The 21,159-nt window shown below is 36.5% G+C and carries 15 protein-coding genes; 7 read left to right on the top strand and 8 right to left on the bottom strand.

What is annotated here, in order from left to right:
• Window positions 1-125: 125 nt before the first annotated feature.
• Both JTI58_RS10100 and JTI58_RS10095 read right to left on the bottom strand, forming a co-directional pair.
• The gene (locus JTI58_RS10100; RefSeq protein WP_205446482.1) at window positions 126-1,394 is read right to left on the bottom strand and encodes a polysaccharide deacetylase family protein; all 1,269 of its coding nucleotides are present in this window, start codon (window positions 1,392-1,394) and stop codon (window positions 126-128) included.
• A gap of 82 nt (window positions 1,395-1,476) precedes the next feature.
• Entirely contained in the window at window positions 1,477-2,232 is a 756-nt protein-coding gene (locus tag JTI58_RS10095) for a hypothetical protein (protein WP_205446481.1), read from the bottom strand.
• Between the two features lie 493 nt (window positions 2,233-2,725).
• On the opposite strand from JTI58_RS10095, the gene JTI58_RS10090 reads away from it, so the two are divergent.
• A complete protein-coding gene (locus JTI58_RS10090) occupies window positions 2,726-4,003 on the top strand; it encodes a hypothetical protein (protein ID WP_205446480.1) in 1,278 nt (425 codons plus the stop codon).
• A gap of 258 nt (window positions 4,004-4,261) precedes the next feature.
• Here JTI58_RS10090 and JTI58_RS10085 read toward each other — a convergent pair whose 3' ends face one another.
• The 4 genes from JTI58_RS10085 to JTI58_RS10070 form a co-directional block, all read right to left on the bottom strand.
• Window positions 4,262-6,184: an ABC transporter substrate-binding protein gene (locus JTI58_RS10085; protein WP_205446479.1), complete on the bottom strand. Its 1,923-nt coding sequence runs from the start codon at window positions 6,182-6,184 to the stop codon at window positions 4,262-4,264.
• Between the two features lie 374 nt (window positions 6,185-6,558).
• On the bottom strand, window positions 6,559-8,469 hold the full coding sequence (locus tag JTI58_RS10080; RefSeq protein ID WP_205446478.1) for an AraC family transcriptional regulator: 1,911 nt from the start codon (window positions 8,467-8,469) through the stop codon (window positions 6,559-6,561).
• Between the two features lie 154 nt (window positions 8,470-8,623).
• Window positions 8,624-9,568, bottom strand: a complete 945-nt coding sequence (locus tag JTI58_RS10075) for an ABC transporter substrate-binding protein (protein WP_205446477.1) — start codon at window positions 9,566-9,568, stop codon at window positions 8,624-8,626.
• A 101-nt stretch (window positions 9,569-9,669) separates the two neighbouring features.
• Window positions 9,670-11,250: an AraC family transcriptional regulator gene (locus JTI58_RS10070; RefSeq protein ID WP_205446476.1), complete on the bottom strand. Its 1,581-nt coding sequence runs from the start codon at window positions 11,248-11,250 to the stop codon at window positions 9,670-9,672.
• A gap of 99 nt (window positions 11,251-11,349) precedes the next feature.
• On the opposite strand from JTI58_RS10070, the gene JTI58_RS10065 reads away from it, so the two are divergent.
• Window positions 11,350-12,306 (top strand): ABC transporter substrate-binding protein, encoded by a 957-nt coding sequence (locus JTI58_RS10065; RefSeq protein ID WP_205446475.1) that lies wholly within the window; start codon window positions 11,350-11,352, stop codon window positions 12,304-12,306.
• Window positions 12,307-12,908: 602 nt separating this feature from the next.
• On the opposite strand, the gene JTI58_RS10060 is transcribed toward JTI58_RS10065, so the two are convergent.
• Together JTI58_RS10060 and JTI58_RS10055 are read right to left on the bottom strand one after the other, a co-directional pair.
• Entirely contained in the window at window positions 12,909-13,883 is a 975-nt protein-coding gene (locus JTI58_RS10060) for a helix-turn-helix transcriptional regulator (RefSeq protein WP_205446474.1), read from the bottom strand.
• 89 nt (window positions 13,884-13,972) lie between these two features.
• Entirely contained in the window at window positions 13,973-15,130 is a 1,158-nt protein-coding gene (locus JTI58_RS10055) for an MFS transporter (RefSeq protein ID WP_205446473.1), read from the bottom strand.
• A 220-nt stretch (window positions 15,131-15,350) separates the two neighbouring features.
• Between JTI58_RS10055 and JTI58_RS10050 the strand changes: the two genes are divergently transcribed.
• From JTI58_RS10050 to JTI58_RS10030, 5 genes are all read left to right on the top strand, one after another.
• Window positions 15,351-16,322, top strand: coding sequence for an ABC transporter substrate-binding protein (locus JTI58_RS10050; protein ID WP_205446472.1), 972 nt, complete (start codon window positions 15,351-15,353; stop codon window positions 16,320-16,322).
• A 97-nt stretch (window positions 16,323-16,419) separates the two neighbouring features.
• Entirely contained in the window at window positions 16,420-18,054 is a 1,635-nt protein-coding gene (locus JTI58_RS10045) for a helix-turn-helix domain-containing protein (RefSeq protein WP_205446471.1), read from the top strand.
• A gap of 34 nt (window positions 18,055-18,088) precedes the next feature.
• Entirely contained in the window at window positions 18,089-19,273 is a 1,185-nt protein-coding gene (locus JTI58_RS10040; RefSeq protein WP_205446470.1) for a helix-turn-helix domain-containing protein, read from the top strand.
• Between the two features lie 45 nt (window positions 19,274-19,318).
• Window positions 19,319-20,317: an ABC transporter substrate-binding protein gene (locus JTI58_RS10035; protein ID WP_205446469.1), complete on the top strand. Its 999-nt coding sequence runs from the start codon at window positions 19,319-19,321 to the stop codon at window positions 20,315-20,317.
• On the top strand, window positions 20,314-21,114 hold the full coding sequence (locus JTI58_RS10030; protein WP_205446468.1) for an alpha/beta hydrolase: 801 nt from the start codon (window positions 20,314-20,316) through the stop codon (window positions 21,112-21,114). The genes JTI58_RS10035 and JTI58_RS10030 overlap by 4 nt, the downstream gene beginning before the upstream one ends.
• Window positions 21,115-21,159 lie beyond the last annotated feature (45 nt).

Here is a 21,159-nt window from a genome sequence, read left to right as displayed (position 1 = left end):
TAACCTATTTGATATTTTTTCCCACGCTGTCAGTGGGAATTTTTTTATATTTTGTGATCCTAGCAACAACTTAAATGACTATTGTATAAAGCGTAAACATGTGAATCCGTATATTTATTCGCAATCTATTGTAAAACTACAAGCTTTATATCATGTTGCTTGAGATATTCAAGTATTTTGGGCAATACTTCAACAGTTTTACTTGTTTCATGGAATAAATAGATCGAACCTGACTTGCCATTTTCTCGTATATATTCGATAATTTCTTCTGAATCCTCTACTCTCCAATCTTCAGGGTCCCGATTCCACATAACCATTTTCATATTTTGATTACGAGCATTTTGTTTCAACTGTTCATTAAAGGCCCCGTATGGAGGACGAAGTAATGTCACAGGCTCCCCTATTATAGAAGATAGTACTTCATTTGTTTTATTTAAATCTGTTATTTGCTCACTTGAAGATACTTCTGATAGTTCTTTATGCTCCCAAGAATGACTCCCTATAGACATTTGTTGTTGTTTTGCATATGTTACGTACTGAGGGTAATTAACTGCATTTTGGCCTATAAAAAAGAATGTCGCCTTTATATCATGATCGACTAAAATATCAACAATTTCCTTCGTATATTTAGATGGACCATCATCAAAAGTAATGGCTGCATACCCCTCAGGTAGACTATATGTCATTTCAGATTCGGTTATAAAATAATCCTCTGCATTGACCTTCTTAATAGGTTCCTCATTCAAAACAACATCAGTCTTACTCACCTCATCACCCTTATTAGTATTAGCTGCAACAGAATTCATGTTTTTTTCCGAGCTAATCTTAACAACCTTTTCATTTTCAGTAGTTTCTGGGAATATGTTTACGTTAATCATGATGTTGTTAAATGCAATAAAAAAGGTTACTAGAATGACAACAACACCTATGACCATTTGAATGAGATGTTTAATCCTTTTTTTGGGGATCTTTTGAGAGTCTCGTTTTTGCTTGGTACGCTTTTTATCTACTTCAGAACAAATTGTAATAAATTTATATTTCTGATCAATAGAAAGTTTTTTTGCACTTTGAATAGTATTTAGCTGATTTAATATTTCAACATATTGTTCAGAACACTTAAAATCATACGATTCAATAATAGAGCCGTTACTTTTAGTAATTGTACTTAAAAACTCGTTTCGGAAAGGATCCCACTTTGATCTCAAAGAAAGCCGATAGCGAGAATAATTATCAAAGATAACAAGCTTCTTAAATTGATCATATGTTTCACTATCAATTTCTAATTCTAAGAAAACGGTTTTCTTATTTAAGATTGTCTTTACATTCAACAAAAAAAGTATGGAATCACTTCTAATTGAATGTAATTCAATTATATTAGTCTTATAGTTACTCATATTGGGTCTCCTCTGCTATTGGGTCTCCTTTTCTATTGAGTCATCTTGCTACTTATAGAACAGCATGACTTAGAGCAGTATGCTATTCATTCCTCTTGTCTCTTTTATAATCTAAAAATGAAGCAGACATTCTATTTGTGAAATCACTTGCCATGCTCATTAGATATTCGTTTTCCTTACGAATGTGCTCATTTTGTTCTTTATAATTCGCATTTTCAGATTCTAATTTTATGATTATATCTTCCTTTTTCTTCAATTTATTTACCCAATCTAAAGTTTCTTTCTCATATTGTTCATTAAAGGATTGATACTTCTTGTTTTCTACATTAATAATATTTTTTAATTCTTCAATTTCATTCGTTAATGAAAATTGCATTTCTTTATAGTCTTCCATATGCTGATCTAATTGTAGATTTTTATCGGTTATTTTCTTTTCAAGCGTGTCTATTCTGCTTTCTTTACTTTCTATAATCTTATTTAATCTATTAACTTCTTTGATTCTTTCAGATAATTGTTCTGAGGTATGTTTATATCTGTTTTGTAGCTCAATATATCTATGTTCAGACATTTGATGTTGATGAGCAATTTGCTCGGTAGAAACGATTAAATCCATCACAGCTTTATTATTTTTAATACTACTAGGAATATGAAATAGGCTTTGTGACTCAGGTTCATTCTTTTCCTCTTCATTAGCATTATTTTGTTCTTCTTCATCAACTTGTTGCTCAGTTATTGCGTTAATTTCATTCGTATCAGCCTGATCTTTTTTCTTTAGAAATTGAAATCTACTAAGCATACTATCATTCACCTTCCCAAACTGTTGTTCAACAAATTTCATCTAATCAATCCTTTTTCTTGGTGCCTTTATATCAAATACACTATTTTCCAATATTATTTTTACAAATTAACAAAAATCTCTACAACGATAGACAATTTTAAATTATTTTAGCAATCAGAAATATACAATATCTATACCAGACATCTACAAAACATCTACAATCTTATTTCATGGTATATATTAGGGAGATTTGCTTATGTCATCAAAATATAGTACTAAAAATGCAAATTTCTTGAAGAAGCCCTTTTTTAAAAAGAACAGAAATATAAAAGTTAACCTTGAAAGGAAATACTTCACATACAATGCAATGTTCCTTTGTCTCTCCAACGTTTTTAATTTTCTACTTGCTTAGAATTTGCAATATGAACATCACTAGTTTGTCTAATAAATACAAAAAAGATTCTAGTCTATGTTAAGATTGAATTAACACCATATATTGTATATATTCCCTTCGATTAACCAAAAACATTAAACACAGGAGGATTCTTACATTATGAAATCTAACAAAAGACTTGTCTTACTGTCTTTAGTGGCAGTTCCCTCACTTCTATACAGCGCGCCAGTATCGGCTGCTGAGATACCAAAACCAGCCTACATAACTGCTAACTACAATGCTAACGTGTCAAATGTTGTGCAACTTATTAACAACATTAACAATACAACCGCTACCTTCCAGACAAATTTAGAGGCAGCTCTGAAGGCTTATAATGCTTTAACAGCAACAGAAAAACAGTATGTCACGAACTATTCCACATTATCAGCACACCAGCAGACAAGAATAGCTTATCGTAAGCTTGCAACACAAATTGAAGAGAAATTGTATTCTGTGGATTCTACATCCTCAAACTATTATCAAAATGTTATTGAAACAAGAGATTGGTATAATACCTTGAATGCAGCACAAAAAACTTTTGTAAGTGCATCTGCGCAAAAAATACTAACTTCCAATATTGCACCAAATACATCTGTTGAAAAAGTAGTCAATAAAATTCAATTAATTAATTCATCTCGTCTCTCGTTTCATAAAGATGTAGCCGATGCCCGAGCAGAGCTTAATGTACTGCGTAAGTTTTCAAATGTCTCTTTACCTGTGGGGATTGAACAGCTGTTACTTGATGCTGAACAGCTTGTCGTAAAGGATAAGGCAGCGGCTAAAGAAGTGGAAAATGCTATTGCAGCTTTATCACCAATAACGTCGACAGCTCAGGATGTACAGGCAGTCAAAACATCTTTTGAAGCTTTAACACCTGTCCAACAGCAACTTGTGCCGAACGTTTGGACTTTAGTGGATTTTGTACAAGGGAAATATACACTTCCTACAAAGGACAGCATACCTAAAACACCTACATTATCAGATACTGCGGCTATTCCGGGCAAAACGACAGCAATGACAAAAAATAAAAACACTTATAAAGCTAAAATTAATGTTGCCGCATCAGAAATTGACACGGAACGTTTTATTCTAACAACAAAAGACAAAATGACCATCATCATTCCGCCGCTTTATACACTAGTCAATGAAGATGAAGGGGTAATGGATATTCAAGTAACCAAAAAGGCAAACCGTATTACACTTCAGGCTACCTTAAATAAAAAACCAGTAACCTTTGATGCAAATATGGAAATCATCATTGAGGGTTTAACAGCTAATTCATCCATCGTTCACTCAAATGATTTGGGTAAGCGAGTACCTGCCGATTTCATCATCAGCGGAAATCGCCATATTATCCAAACAACTACATCTGACACATTCCAAATTATAAACAATTAAATGAAAAGCACTAAAGAAATACCAATGAGACTTATGTTGGTTTCTTTAGTGCTATCTTTTTTTACTCATTCCTCTCAATTTAGTTCGAAAGAGCAGACCGTAAGTTGTCCATAAACTATATTATTGGAGTGACCCTAAAAAAAATAATAGACAAAGTCAAAAAATCGACTTTGTCTTATCCTAAATGAAAATAAATATACCCCATAAATGTTAAGCATAAACAAACATTTATGGGGCAATCAATAACTTTTATTTAATTTATTTTGTCGTAGCTACTAGTTGATCCACAATGAAATCAAGCTGTTTTGACAATGAATAAATGTCGTTGTAGTAACAAAAACCAAAATCCATTTCAATAAGCCTTCCTTCTTTAATAGCAGGAATATTAGACCAAACTGGATGATCTGTTAAATCTACCATTCCGTCATAGGATGAACGGAACACATAATCACCTGCATAATCTGTTAATACTTCTAAAGAAACATCGATTGCTTCATCGGTGTTGTTTTTATCATCAATTTTCTTTTGAATAATGTCTGGTGCTTTCATTCCTAAATACTCATAAATAGCTTGGGAGCCACGTCCAAAGGTATAGCTTGTCACAACTGACATTTTCCCTTTGCCGCCCTCCATAATACTAACCGTTTTATCTGAAATACCTGCCTCTTTTAACTGCTCTTGACTATCCTCTACTTTTTTATAGAAATTAGCTAATAGCTCTTTTGCTTCTTTCTCTTTCCCTAGAACCTCACCAATTTTTGTTAAACGTTCATCTAGTGTTGTTGAGAAATCGATCATGACAGTAGGCGCAATTTTTTGCATTTGATCGTAAAGCTCATCCTTACTTGGAATAATGATGACATCAGGTTTTAATTGAATCACTGCCTCAACATTCGGTTCAAACCATTCACCTAAACTTTCAACTGTTTTTAATTCTTCCTCAAATGCTGCTCCCTCTTGTATTTTAGAGGAGCCCACTGGTGTCACATCAAAAGCTAGTACATCACCTGTATAATACATCACCACTACTCGCTCAGGGTTAACGGGTATTTCTACGTCTCCTTTCATAGTAGAGACCATTTTTGTTTGTGATTCGCTGGCTGCTTGTGTAGTAGAGACTTGTTTTTCTCCGCCTCCTGTATTGCTTGATGTTCCGCTGCTGCAAGCACTTAGTAAAAGCGTCAGACAAAGGAAAAGTGTTGCAATAGCTGATAATCCTTTTTTATTCATTGGTTCATACTTCCTTTCATTATATTGATAACCATTCTCAATATAATCTTGGAAGCTCCAATCGACAATGGAGTATCTTTCAGACATTGAAGGACTATCTTTTACCAGATCACTTACTTGTTTCTTTTGACGGAATTTTGTTGGTGAAACGCCTACTCTCTTTTTGAAAAGTCTACTAAAATAATAGACATCGCTATAGCCGACACCCATAGCGATATCGCGTAGGCTAGCATTCGTCTTCTCAAGCAAAATAGAAGCTTTTTCAATACGTAGCTGAATTAAATACTCAATCGGGCTATAACCTATTTGTTGCTTGAATTGAATGGATAAATGAGATGGACTATAGCGCAATGCCTTCGCAATCGATTCTAAGGTCAATGGCTGTGCATAATTTTGTTCTAGATAGGCTTTAATTTGACTAGAGACATTCAGTTTTTGAATGTCGACACTGTCCTGATCTAACTGCATGAAAATTTCATTTAATAACTGATAGAATAGCGATTTAACAGTAAATTTGCTGAGGTTATTGGCATTTTCCCACTTCATATACATGTAATATACTTTTTCAAACATTGTAATAGGTGAGTTAGGAACAAGACTATATTGATATTTGAAAGGATTATTTCTTTGCATGGCTCTGGCTATCATTTTATTTGGGGTTAAAGGAATGGAAGCTCGATAAAATATTAAAAAATATTCAAAGCCTTTGTCTGTAGCCTCTATTTGTAGGGTTGAGCCCTTTCCACCGTGAATAAGATGAAAACCCTCTAGTGTATAGCTTATTAAATCAATTTGAACTTCCGCACCACCACCTGTGGCATAAAGAAACATATTAGCAGGCAATTTATATGATTTTCCGATTTCTTCAGGTTTGAATAGCTCATATCTTATATCGAGCACTTTAATCGTTGCATGATTCCAGAGAAAAAGAAACTCCTCCTTTGGTAGCATCCTACATCATTCCTTCCCATTTATCACTTCATTCAAGTTTATTATAATTGATAATCGTTCTCAATATAATTTTCTAATAATCTTGCATGAAGCATAGAAAACACAAATCAATTGAAGGGGTTCACTACTTTATATGGAGGGGTGTTGTCACTGATGATTCTCCTCATTGAAAATAAGAGCCTAACCTTTCTCTAATAGATATTTTGTTGACTACTGTTAGTATGAAAGAGGAAAATACACTTTTCAGAATGGTTGATTGAAGAGGAGCCAGCCCCTCACCTTGCCAAAAGATCTTTTTCTGCTATTGACCTTTTTTCAACAACATGAAAATCACTCAAGCAATCCAATACTTGAGTGATTTTAAGGGAATTCATTTATTTTTCTTTCGCATGCTGTACTAGCATTTCTGTCACTTCTTCAATCTGTCCTAGGATTGAAATAGGATCTGAAAACCAGAAACTCCAGCCATCAATTTCAAAAATTTGATCATTTTGCACAGCATCTAGCGTTTTCCAAACTGGTTCGTTTTTATAATCATATGTTTCTGTCGCTTTATCGACAGCCACAAAAATATAATCACCTGCATAATCTGGCAGTAATTCAGGTGATAATTCCAGCCACGGCTTTTCAGGATCAATTTCCTCTACTACTTTTGCGGGTGGCGTTAGTCCAAGCCCATCATAAAATGATCGCCCTGTATAACCATTACCGTATAATGTTATATTCTTTGTTGCTCCACCAGCAAAAATCGTCACGGTTTGATCCTTACCAATGATATCTTGAACTGTTTGTCTCGCTTTTGCTACCTTTTGATTATAGTCATTTAACCAAGCCTTCACTTCTTCCTCTTTATCCAAAATTTTACTAAACTCCTCCAATGTTGCATCCATTTCTAAATTAAAGGGTATTAAGACTGTAGGCGCTATTTTGGCATATTCTTCGTATTTCTTATCATCCCCAGTAATGATAAGGTCGGGCTTCAAATCAACTACTGCTTCAAGGGATTCTTCAAAATAAGTAATTCCTTCATTATGCTCCTTCAGGTAGGGGCTTTTCATATAAAGCTCCTGTGTTCCTACTGGTTTAATGCCCATAGTTAATAAAAAACCTGGGTAATAATCGGTTACGATACGTTCTGGGTCAACAGGAATTTCGACATCCCCCTTCACAGTGGATACAATTTTTGTTGTCGACTGTACTTCCGTTGACTCATTAGCTGGTGCTTTTGTTTCTACATTATTAGAAGCAGTAATGGCAGTACCAGAACATGCGCTAAGCAATAAAGTGAAGCATAGCAATAAAGTCGCCATCATAGAGGACTTTGTTTTTTTATTCATCGATAAATCTCCTTTTGCTTTATATTGATAATAATTATCATTATCAATATAATGTCGTATCCACTTTTTATCATTAGACAAAGAAAGCCGATACATAGGACGATACGATTTATGCTTATCTGGCTGTTGTTTAAATTGCATTGGGGTTTGCCCACTGTACTTTTTAAAGATACGGATAAAATAAGAGACATCTTCATAGCCAACACTCGAAGCAATCTCCTGCAAGCTCGAAGTTGTATGTATTAACAACTGCTGTGCTTTTTGTATTCTTATCTGAATAAGATAATCAATGATACTTCTACCCGTCTTCTGCTTAAATTGCTTAGCTATATAGGGCACACTATAATTTAACATTTGGGCAAGCGACTCCCGGGTGATGGGTTGACTGTAGTATTCTTCTATATAAATTTGGATTTGCTCCACAAGATCTGGCTGTTGAACAATGACATGCTGTTGGCTTAGTTGCTGCAAAAGCTCATAAACACATTGATAAAAAAGTGCCTTGACATGAAAATGCTCTAGATTGTCCTGTTTGAGCCATTGCTGGTACATCGTTTCAACTTTTTGTTGTAATGTGAGTGCATTCGAAACTTGAAAAACATATTGAAGCTGAAAAGGTTTTTCACGTTCCCATAATGCTAGTAAACCTTTTCTATGGGGAAGAGGAAGCGTTGCTTTATAGAGAATTAAATAGTACTCTACTATATCTTCTACAGCACTGATGTGTAGACAACTTCCTTTACCGACATGAGCTATATAAAAATTTTCTATCTTATAGGATTTACTATCCAACAATATAGTAGCTTTTCCTTTTATTGTGTACAAAAAACCGCTAGCTGGTAAACGATAGGAGCTAAGCTGTTCATCACGTTGCATCTTTGTATAACGAATATCCAACACTTGAATGGATGCTGCTTTCCATAGAAGGATATGATCATCTATATTCACTATTTGTTTTCACACCTTTCTAGTCAAATCATAGAATGGGTCCCTTGTGAACATTATAAATGATAAACATTCTCATTAATATCTTTAATTGAAATAACAAAAAAGAAGCACCTTCATTACTAAAGATGCTTCCTCTTTTCCCAAATTATTTAGCTTATTTTTTATTCGTTAGCCAGTTTGTTAATTCCTCTACCTGAGCCAACACGGCTGTTGGGTCATAATACCATGAACGCTCCTCAGGCCAAATATAAAGATGATCATTTTTTACTGCAGGCAGGCTACCCCATATTGGATCTTTCTTAAAATCTTCAACTGTACGATCGTCTGAAGTCAAAATAATGTAGTCTCCTGCATAATCTGCCAGCACCTCTTCGGAAATTTCAGCCCACTGCTTTTCCATAATTTCATCTGCTACTTTAGCAGGTGGTTTGCGACCAAGTGCCTGATAGACTGGTTGTCCACCACGTCCAAAATTATCACCATATGCATAATAAGTTTTGCCTGCATCCTCTATAATAGAGAAGCTTGCATCCTCTGGAATAATCGCATCTACCTGTGCTTTGGCATCGGCAATCTTTTGATCATATTGCGCCAGCCAATCCTTAGCTTCTTGCTCTTTGCCAAGTAACTCACCAAAATAGGTAAGTTCTTCGTGTGCATCCTTCAATTCACCATAAGGAATGACAACTGTAGGAGCAATTTTACTTAAAGCATCATAATTTTCCCCATTGCCAGTAATTATCAAGTCCGGTTTGAGCGCTATAATCTTCTCAATGGATGGTTTCCCATAATCGCCTATTTCTTCTACATCCTTTAATGCATCCTTTAAATAATAGTTTTCAAGAGCTAACCCAGGAGCTCCCACAGGTTTCACATCTAATACGAGTAAACTAGCAATATACTCCTCTGCTACAAGACGCTCTGGATTAGTCGGAATAACAACCTCACCATTTGTCGTCTGAACCGTTTTTGTCTCTGCTTCTTTTGTATCTTGTTCTGCAGTCGGACTAACGGTCTTTTCCTTTTCACCACAAGCCGTTAACAGAAGCAGTAATAGAAGAAACAATGGTACTATGAATTTTCTATTTTGTTTAAGCAATTTTTTCCCTCCATACATTTCAGTTGATAATCATTCTCAATAATTGTAGAAGAATGTTAAATAACTGTCTATGCATGAAAGTGATTTGTTCCCCTGTATATTTATGATGTTAATACTTCCATTAATTTTTGCAATTGAGTAGCTGTAGATAATGGATCATAGCCATAAAATATTTCATACTGATTCATAAAATACACCTGTTTCTTTTGCACTGCTGTAAGTGACTGCCATTTTTCTGAATGTAATACCGTTAAGAGACGCTCTTTTCCAAAATCTTTTGTAGGAAGAGCGGTGACGAATATATAATCAGCTGGATAGTGAGCAATATCTTCAATATCTACTGTTAAGTAACCTGTTTGTTCAATATTTCGTGTGACAATCGCATCTGGTCGACTAAAGCCCAAATCTTCGTACAGTATATGACTCCCTCTCCCATGACTACTATTTAAACAATACGCTTGATGACTCCCTATTTCCCAAACAATAGCAGTACCCCTTGCCCCAATTTGTTGGTCAAGAATAGCGTTACATTGAGCTATCTGTTCATCATATTGCTGGAGCCAGCTCTTACATACTTCTTGTCTATCAACGATATTGGCAATCAACCCAAATTGCTCTCGCCAGCTTAATTGTCTACATGGTAGCTCGAATATAGGAGCTACTGACAGTAATGATTGTTTTTCATTACCACCACTGTAGTTAATAATGACATCTGGACATGCTGCGGTGATCTCCTGATAATTTGAAGCAATACCATACTCATAGATACCATACTCATAGCCTTTAAGTTTTTGCGAAGTAGAGACAGGCTCGATACTCTCTAGAAATGGGGAGTATACACCCAACACTGGCGTAATACCAAGAGCTAGTAAGCATGCTGTATGATTGGTATTGAGTGCAAGGACACGCTTTGATTTCTGATAATAGGCTGTTGGTGATAAACCCACTAATTCTTTAAATTTCCTACTTAAATAAGTCCCCTCATTGTAGCCAACTTCCTGAGCAAGCTCATCTAATTTAGGCATTGTAAACAATAGCCTTTTCTGTGATTCTCGTATTCTTAGCAACGTTAAATATTCACTATACGTATAGCCTGTATGCTTATGGAACGTACGAGAAAAATGCTCTGGACTTACTTGTGCTTTTTCAGCCATCTGCTCTCTTGTTAATTCTTCACGGAAATATAGATTAATATAATGAAGTACTTTATCAATCCATAGTCCTTCTTGTTGTTGTTTATTATCACGTAAATGGCTGTACAGCACTTCTAGCAATTCACCGAATAATTTTTGTAAACGAAACGGATTATTGCCCTCAGCGTTCGCTTCTTTTTCTACTTCTTTAGCTAAATTCATAAGCCGATAGGAGCATTGCTCAATTAAGATAGCATCTTGTAATAAACGATCCGTTTTGCAGCCATATACACAATATTGAATGACGATTCCTTTACTTTCACATGTTTCAAGTAGATGAAAATCGTCAGTATCATCTAAAAGCATAACAGAATTTGGACTAAGCTGAACGTGCCTACCTTGAAGCGTAAACTCTAAATATCCCTCATATACGATGACCATAAATGGGTGGGTGGATTGTGTTCCTATGCCACTTAACATTTCATTTAATTTCACTATTTGTATAGGTTGATAAAAAAGATGGGACAGTAACTGATTGTCTTTGTACATTTTAGTTCTATCTCCTAAACATCAAATTGATATTGATTATCATTTTCATTATAATGAAATAGAATGGTAGAAATCAATTGAAATAGGAGGCTTATAGCTTTGAAAAAATTTATAAAAAAGAATGCCTTTTTAACTGGCATTTTAATTATTTCCATCCTTTTGGCTGCATGTGGAACTCAATCTTCTTCCACAACAGAGAAAACAAAGGAAGAAAGCTCCAATCGATTCTTAACAGATTCAATAGCCCATGAAGTGACCATTCCTAAAAATCCCCAACGTATCATAGCTCCCTATCTAGAAGATCACCTTGTAGCATTAGGTTTAAAGCCCGTTGCACAGTGGTCCGTAAAGAGTGGGACATCTATCCAAGACTATCTTCAGGATTCATTAAAAGATATTCCAACAATTGAATTTGACCTTCCCTATGAAGCTGTTACAAGCTTTAATCCAGATTTAATTGTAATCGGTTCTCCTGAAATTGCTGAAGGTGAAAAATATGAGCAGTATAGCAAAATTGCCCCTACTTATGTAATGGGAGCAGAGGATAATAATTGGCGCAATAAACTATTAAAAATGGGCGAAATTTTTGGTCAAACAGATAAGGCAAAGGAAGTCCTAGCAGATTATGATCAATTCGCTAAAGAGGCAAAAGAAGAAATTCACAACAAAGTCGAAAATCTTTCAGCCACTGTGATCTGGAATATCAAAAATTCAATCTACATGGTAAGTGACACAGCTTCTAGTGGTGTTGTGCTTTATGAGGATCTTGGGTTACAAACTCCAAGCCTTGTGAAAGAGGTGTCAGCATCTGCTGCTGGTGATTGGTCACAGGTTTCTTTAGAAAAATTCGTTCAAATAGATGCTGACTATCTTTTTGTTATTAACAGTGATAGTGCAGGTAGCTCTGAATTGCTAAGCGATCCTCTTCTAGCTAATATACCAGCCATTAAAAATGGTCATGTTTATGAATTCGAATCAAGTTCGAGTTGGTTATATTCAGGTGCTATTGCCAATCGCCAAATTATTCAAAATGTATTGGATAGCATAGTGAAGTAAAAAAAGTCCCTTCAGCTTTGTCTAAAAGCTGAAGGGTCATGTTGTTGAAAAAAGATGATGTCAACGGCAGAAAAAAAAACTTTGCAAGGTGAGGGGTTGATTTCCGTTCCGCCAGCGCCCTTTCCAGGGGGCGTCCGAGGAGCCGCTTCACTCACTTACGTTCGCTCCAGGGTCTCCTCTGTGACGCTCAATCCCCTAGGAGTGACGCTGGCTCCACTCCAATCAACCCTTCTGCAAAAGTGTCTTTTCCTTATCTTTCATACTAAACGTAGCAAACAAATAGCCCATTATGTGTATGATTAGAGAAAGGGTAGGCTCTTATTTTCAATGTGAGAAGTGATGAGTTACGACACCCCTCAAAAAATGAGTAGTGAACGCCTTTGCTAAAAAGTTAGTGGGTTGAAGTGGAAGGCTACTTGACTCCCGTAGGATAGCGAGACAGGCAAAACTCTAAACAGAGCGGAGGATGCGATTCAGCGCTCGCTCACAGGAAAGCAAGTAGCCTGCAACGGAAATTCATTTTCACTTTTCACAAAAATTCTATGGATTGTTTTGTTTTTCAACACTATGTCCCTTCAGCTTTGTCCAAAAGCTGAAGGGTTTTATTGTGATCTGTATCTGACAAAGTCTCGCGGATTCAGCCCATATTTCTCCTTAAAAACCTCTGCAAAATGACTCGAATTAGAATACCCAACAGCATTCGCTACTTCCATAATATTCATTGTCCCGCTTTGTAATAAATAACATGCCTTCTCCAAACGTTTTTCACGCAAATAACTAAATACTGTTGTGCCATACATTTCTTTAAAACCCTTTTTCAATTTATAATCATTTAATCCAACTAAACGAGAAAGCTCCATTATCGATGGAGGATTCAGCATATTTTCTGCCATAATGATGCGTGCTTGAACTAGTTTTGCTCTATCATCCCGTGAGAATTCCATTGGGTTTGTTGAATGAGGAAAAAAGGTTTGGCATGTTCTTGTTAAAAGCTGTAAAGCCGTACTTTCTAGCTCCAAATTAGTCAATCGATTAGCTGCTAGCGCTTCTAACAATTGTTTTACCATAAGCATATCTAGTGGATTAATATTCTCCTGAAAGAAACGAAAAGGAGATCCACCAAGAACCGTTGAAAACTTGGTAGAGGTACCATCATTCCCATTAATTTTTTCCATGTAATGATTAAAAGTTGTTACAGGGATACCAATGCCAACCATCTGATAAGACTCATCTTTATTAAATATAAAGTTTGCCTCTACTTGCTCCATCAATTGCATTGTACATGTCCCAGCTGTTACTTCAAACTCACAATTGGAAATATGTACACCTCGCGTCCCTTGCAAGCAATAGCTAATTTCCACCATTGGCTTTGCTGTGGAGACATTCATTCGATGTTCCTGATGAAAGGAATAATCCGATACAACTACCTCTAAATCTGTACGAGGTATAAAACGATGTATTGCCCCTTCCTTCAAAGTTGATTGGAATGACATATATTGTGTTGATTTTTCCTGCGGTTCTAGTATTTCAAGCGCATGAAAAAATTGAGCAAAATTTTGATGAAAATCCACACTCATAGCGTTCACCATCCTTCAGCACTTTATTGAGAATAATTATCAATAATCAACTAAAGTATAGCAAAGAGACATCCTTTCCGCTATGAAAATTAGCTTTCTTCTGTATTCAACGAAAATGCTAACAAGATACATAAAAAGAAAACTGTCGCTCCAAAGCCATAAGCAACTGAAAATCCTCCAGCATGCTCAATTAACCAGCCTGCTAATCCCGGCCCCATCATTTGACCTACTGCATAGAAAATTGAAATAAACCCGATAGCCGATGCAACATATTGGGGCGATACTTGCTGACTGGCTTTCATCTGTATCAGGACAAGAACACCACCAAGTGAAGAACCCCAAATAATAGAGGATAGTATAAACCCTCCAATGTTTTCAAACATCATTGGCAATAAATCGCCGACAACCGATAGTAGTAATGCCGTTGTTAATGCTTTTTTAACACCCATTCTATCTGCTAACATTCCCCAGAATGGAGCGCCTCCAATCGACACAATTCCAGCAATGGCATAAATGGAGCCTGCTAGCCCATTGGATAGTCCAAGACTTTTCATATAACTTGTTTGGTATAGATTAGGAATAAGATAGACTAAACCAACGGCAAAATAAATACCTGCAATGATATACAGCTGCTTACTGCGCCATGTTGTTGTTTTTTCCTGTACGGTATCCTTTTCGACAAAATTTGGTTGCTTTATCGCCCAGGATGCTAGTAACACGACGATCAGTGTCAAAATCGCAAAAACTAACCAAGCTCCACGCCATCCCAGCGTAGGAAATCGTTGCAGCATAAAGGGTACAAGTAAACCTGATAATAGCATCCCTATCCCGGCTCCACTCATTAACAACCCCATGACTGTACCTCGTTTTTTAGGATACAGGTTAATGGCTATCGATAGTAATGGTGTATAGACAAGTGCACTCCCTGCCCCTGTAAGGAACAGTGTGATGGCAGCCCACGAGAAATTTGTGACAAACACCAGTCCCATTAACCCTAAAATGACACAGGCTCCCCCTACTAACAGAACATTTTTTGCACCAATATGTGTTGTAAGTACTCCGGAAAGCCCTACTGTTAGTAAATAGCCTAAAAACAACATTGTTCCTAAGTAACCAGATTGAAAGGTTGTAAAACTCAATCCCTCCTGCATAAATGGCAAAATAATTCCATATGCCATACGACCAAAACCCGTAGTTGTAACGATTAATAGCATACCTGTTATGACAAACATCCAAAAATTCTTCATCTTTAAACCCCTTTCATTACACGAATCTTAATCCAATGAAAGATCCATTCTCCACCAATGGAAGGATGCTGATACGGTAAAACGGATTTTATTTTAAAGAGACAGTTAGATTTTTGGATAAACCTTAATGACCCCTTTTCAGTTTGTCCATTGTCCTAGGCGACAGTCTAATTTATGCTAGCCTATATCGATAATGATTATCATTTACGGAGGAAGAGACATGAAAAAATTAAATCGACATATGCTCATTTGTAGCCTATTATTACTGGTTGGAATCATGCTGGCTGCTTGTGGTTCAACCAATGAAGAGACAAAGAAAGAAGAGACGAAGAAAGAAGAGGCAACAACGTCAGAATCAACAACTCGTGTTTATAAGGATTATTTAGGTCATGAGGTTGAAATTCCAGTAAATCCTGAGAGAGTGGTTTATCATGGAGAAGGATACGGTGATTTACTTGCATTAAATATCAAAACAGTTGGTGCTGGCTTCTCTTGGATTACAAATTATGCTTGGGAAGATCGTGTAAAAGATGTGGAGGACGTTGGTTTTCCTATTAATGTTGAGAAAACATTGTCATTAAAGCCTGATCTTATCATTATTGGTACTTCAGATGATAAGACATATTCACAGCTTTCTAAGATCGCTCCAACTATCGTGTTTGATACTTTCGCGCCATTAAGCCAACGTTTAACAGAGCTGGGCGATATACTTAATAAAAAAGAAGAAGCAACTCAATGGATGGATGCTTATACAGAAAAAGCGGATAAAATGTGGGAGTCGCTTGTAGCTGATGACATCATTAAACCAGATGAAACGGCATCGGTTTTAACATATTATCCAGGAGATCGATTATTTGTCATGGCACGTGCTGGACTTTCTCAAGTTTTATACGATTCAAATGTTCTTAAACCTGGTGACAAAATACAAAAAATACTTGATGATGGAACAGGCTTTGCTGAAATCTCCACAGAACTTCTTCCTGAATATGCTGGTGATCGAATTTTCATCCTAACACCAGTCGATGATGAAGCAAAACAATCGACAAAAGAAATGATGGAAAGTCCAATTTGGAAGAACCTACCGGCAGTGAAGAACGGTCATGTCTACACATTTGATATTGAAAAAAGTGATAGCGATGCCTCAACAAGAGAATGGCTGTTATCACAATTACCTACTATTTTAAAAAAATAACTAACAAGAGACATTTCATCTTTGTTGAAATGTCTCTTTACTTTTTATACAATACAGTTAATTGATAATCATTTTCATTTACTAAGGAAGTGAACAGATGGAAGACAACAAATCAGCTTCTATTAACAATGATTTACTATTTCATTTAGAAGATATTGACTGTATTTCGCAGAGCTATCCGTTTATCTCGACTTCTCATCATACGATGATACTTTTTACAGATGGCTGTGGGACGTTAACGATTGATGATATACCCTATTTGGTGACGAAAGGAAAAATTTTTCTTGTACAGCCCCATTCTATGATTGATTTATCGGATATAAATCATGGTTACCGTTTCTATAAAATTGCCTTTTCAGCCTTTCAGCTAAAACATAAGCACCCTTCTCTACATCTAGGATCTATTTTCTCTGATGAAGTGGAATATACAATTTATCCTTATACACGAATAATTCGTCTTACCGAAGATCTGTATAATTTAAATCCTAAATTGGATTTTCTTAAACAACAAGGAGTCTTGTATGAACTATTAAATTTATTATTTGAACATCAGCTTCATATGAACTACCAGTTGACAATGACAAAGGCGGTTGAAGAAACTATCGACTATATACATAACTATTTTCAACAGCCTTTAACAGTGAAAAAGCTAGCGGAGCTCGCCCATATAGCTCAATGGCAATATAGTACGATCTTCCAAACCTTAACCGGGAAGAAACCGCTAGATTATATTACAGATCTACGTCTTACAAATGCCAAGGAATTATTACTACAAACAAATGAGCCATTAAAAGATATTGCGCAGCAAGTCGGATTTGATGATGAATATTACTTTAATCGCCGCTTCCGACAGGTAATTGGGATTCCTCCAAAACAGTTTGCACGACAATATAAACAAAAAACAGTTGTAAAAGATTGGACTGGACATGAGGTAGCCATCCCTTGCTCACCTCATCGTATTATTTATCATGGAGAAACGTTTGGAGATATGTTGATTTTTGATGTGCAGCCAATAGGTGGGGACAAAAATTCTATTAGTAAATCCTTCTATAAAAACCATGTTCCTTATATTCAAGATGTTGCCTTTCCAATCAATCTTGAAAAATCTTCGAAGCTGAATCCTGATTTAATTATCTTTACCAATAGTGACGAGCAGCAATATCAAGCGCTATCATCTATTGCACCAACGATTACCCTCAATTCCTGGGATTCATTAGAAGAGCGTGTTCTTTTATTAGGGCAGTGGCTTAACCAACAACAGCGTGCAGCAGATTGGCTAGAACATTTTAAAATCCAAGAAAAAACTATGTGGCAGCAGCTAAAAACAGTTGTAGAGCCTGGTGAAAAGGCATCAGTTTTGACTTTTGATCATGGCAAACGCCTTTATATTATGGGCTGTACAGGTCTGTCCCCTGCCCTTTTTCATCCAGATGGATTTCAGCCTCACCCACAAGTCAAAAAACTACTTCAAGCAGGCGAGGGGTATAGAGAAATACCAATAGATCACTTACCTCAGTATGCTGGAGACCGCATCTTTATGTTGTTATCTAATAAACCAGAATCGCAAATGGCTACGATGGAATTGATTAATAGCGCTATTTGGAAAGGACTCCCTGCTGTACAAAATAACCATGCTTATTTAGTGGATGCAACAAAGTGGAATTATGGTGATGCCTTTACAAGAGAGAAGTTACTCGGTGCATTACCAAATCTATTGGTTACTGCAAAGTAATTCTCACACTTATAATAAGGGGTGACATTAAGATATGAAAACGGAAAGTATGACAGATATGACTACTCAAATATCATTAAAGGATATTCGAGATTATATTGCTAAAAACCATCATCAACCTCTCACAATTGAGCATCTAGCACTCATTTCTGGTCTGAGTTCCAGCTACTTTGGAGAGGCCTTTAAAAAGGCATTCGGTCAAAGTGCCACAGATTATTTAACGGCGCTACGCATTGGACATGCCAAGCAATTACTGCGTGAAACCGATTTATTACTTCGTGAGATTGCTAGAAAAGTTGGTTACAGTGACGAATTTTATTTTAGTCGAAAATTTAAAAAGGAAGTTGGGATTTCACCTTCTGCTTATAGTAAAATGGCTCGCCAGCGAATTTCTACTTTTTCGGTATCCGCTACTGGAAACTTATTAGCGCTTGGTATCATACCAGTAGCAGCTCCGCTGAATGCTAAATGGAGTCCTTATTATTACAATCATTACCAAGAGAAAATTCCAGTGCATGTTAATATATTTGATGCAGAATCAGAGGACAACTTCAAAAAATTAGCCTCTGCTAAGCCAGACATTCATATTTTTCAAGAGGAACCCTCCCTCTCCATGCTTGATTGGCTTCAAACAATCGGCATCAAAAATGTCTATATACAAGCAAAGGATTGGCGAACACAACTGAGAGAAATAGCTGTAGCTGTCAAAAAGCAAAGCGTGGGTGAGCATTTCATTCAAACATATGAACAAAAGGTATTACAGGCAAGGTTAGAAATTAATCAAGTTACTGGAAACGATACTTTTGCCGTTCTTCGTTTATGCGGTGATCAATTATTTTTATATTGTAATAAAGGGATTCAGGATGTACTGTTTACAGATTTGCAGCTTCGTCCTGTCAATGCGCAACAACAAACATATAACGAGCTTATTACACTTGATCAGCTAGTCAATTTAAACCCTGACCGTTTGCTATTTATCATTTGTCCAGATTCGCCAACTCGAAATTATTGGCTTACTTTACAATACCTTGATCGATGGAAAGAGCTCCATGCCGTAAAAAATGGACATGTCTATGTTTTACCTTCGAATCCTTGGTTTGAATACTCAGCTATTGCTATAAACCGAATGCTAGATGAAATGTTGCTTATGCTAACCGGAAAAAATCCAAATCCTTTTCCTGTCCCCGTCCATGGTAACGTATCTGACGGTGATTTATAATTCTATTTGAGAATGATTATCAATGGAAGGAGACTTTGATGAACAATGAAACAAAATTGTCGTAATCAATGTCATACAATTATAAAATCTGCCTATTTATTAGCGATGTTTTTGCTAACTATTGGCATACTAACGGCCTGCAATACCCAATCAAGCAATAAAGAGGAACAGGTAGAAACGCAGGCAACCTCCGAAAGTACAAAGGAGCAAAGTGTTTATCCGTTAACACTAAAAGATGAGGTAGGTAATGAGGTAACACTACCAGCTAAGCCTACTAAAATTTTTGCACCTGTCATGGAGGATTCGTTATTAGCTCTTGGTATCAAGCCTACTATGCAATGGTCCAACGGTGTTAAACCACAGCTCTATTTACAAGATCAGCTACAGGGTGTACCTGAAATTAGCTTTGCAAGTGGTCCCCCATCAGCCGAAGCAATTATGGCAGAGAAACCAGACTTAATTATTTTGCACAATTCATTTTATGTGGAAAATGGCACATATGAAAAATACGCAAAAATCGCACCAACCTATGTTTTCAATAATGCGGCAAGTGATTTACAAGGCTCTATTAAAGTTTTAGGGCAACTACTTGATGAAACAGACAAAGCTGAGCAAGCTTTACAGGGTTATCAAGAAAAGTTGGATGCAGCAAAAACAAAGCTGACTTCCATAACAGAAGGTAAAAAGGTTGCGTTAATTCGCTTTAATGCAAAGGGTATGTTTTTTATGACGGATGAGTATTTCAGTGGGTATGTCTTAACACATGAATTAGGATTTGAACAAAGCAGCTACGTGAAAAATGGTGCCTTCGAGGTATCATTAGAGATTCTACCTGAACTAGATGCAGATTATATTTTCTTAATTAATGATGGTAACCTTGGGGATGAATTTTTAAATGAGTTGAAGAACAGTCAAATTTGGCAAAGTACGTCGGCATTCAAAAACAATCAAGTATTTGAAACATCCGAGGATTATTGGCTAAATGGTGGTATTCATGCACAAGGTAAAGTGATAGAGGATGTATTGGAGTTTCTAGCGCCATGACAATAATGACTAAGAAACCATATACATCCGAAAACTACTTTGAATATGCCATGACGTCTCGTCAACAGCTAGACTATCGCATTTTAATTGCAGCCCCAACAGATGAACCACCAGCAGATGGTTATACTGTTATTTACGCCTTAGATGGGGATGCCCTTTTTCCAACGCTTGCAGAGGCAGTGAAATTACAAACACGTAAACCAAAAGGCTATGATCCCATTCTTGTTATTGGCATCGGCTATCCCTCAAAGGAACCTTTTGATATGGAGCGACGCTGTCACGATTTTACACTACCTGTTAGTGAAGAACATCTGCCACCACGTCCAGATGGAACGCCTTGGCCTCCAAACGGCAAAGCCAATGAGTTTCTAGACTTTATTGAAGATGAGCTCATGCCCGCTGTCGCAAAGGAATGGCCTATTAATAAAAAGAAACAAGCGATTGTTGGTCATTCCTTAGGCGGTCTTTTCACACTATATGCTTTATGTGCAAGACCCCATTTATTTAGTCATGTAGTAGTCGGAAGTCCCTCTGTTTGGTGGGCTAACAATGCCGTACTAAAAGAAATAGATCGATTTGCTGAAGCTTGGATAAGTCAGCATACTATTAATCTCCTACTCACAATCGGTGCTAACGAGCTGCCAGATATGCTCGAAGGAGCTGATCAAGCGGCGGAACAAATGAAGCGTTTAAGCAACCAAAACATTCATACTAATTATGTGAAGTTTGATGAGGAGGACCATGTGAGCGTCCTACCTTGTATGCTTAGTCGCCTTCCCCGTTTTTTAGATTCCTAGCAGAAAGCCCAAGTGGTAATCATTCCACTTGGGCATTTTTATACT

The organism is Lysinibacillus fusiformis, from assembly GCF_016925635.1.
Classification (GTDB): Bacteria; Bacillota; Bacilli; order Bacillales_A; family Planococcaceae; genus Lysinibacillus; species Lysinibacillus fusiformis_F.
Note: the sequence above shows the minus strand (reverse complement) of the source record. Positions and strands in the feature narration are given on the sequence as shown.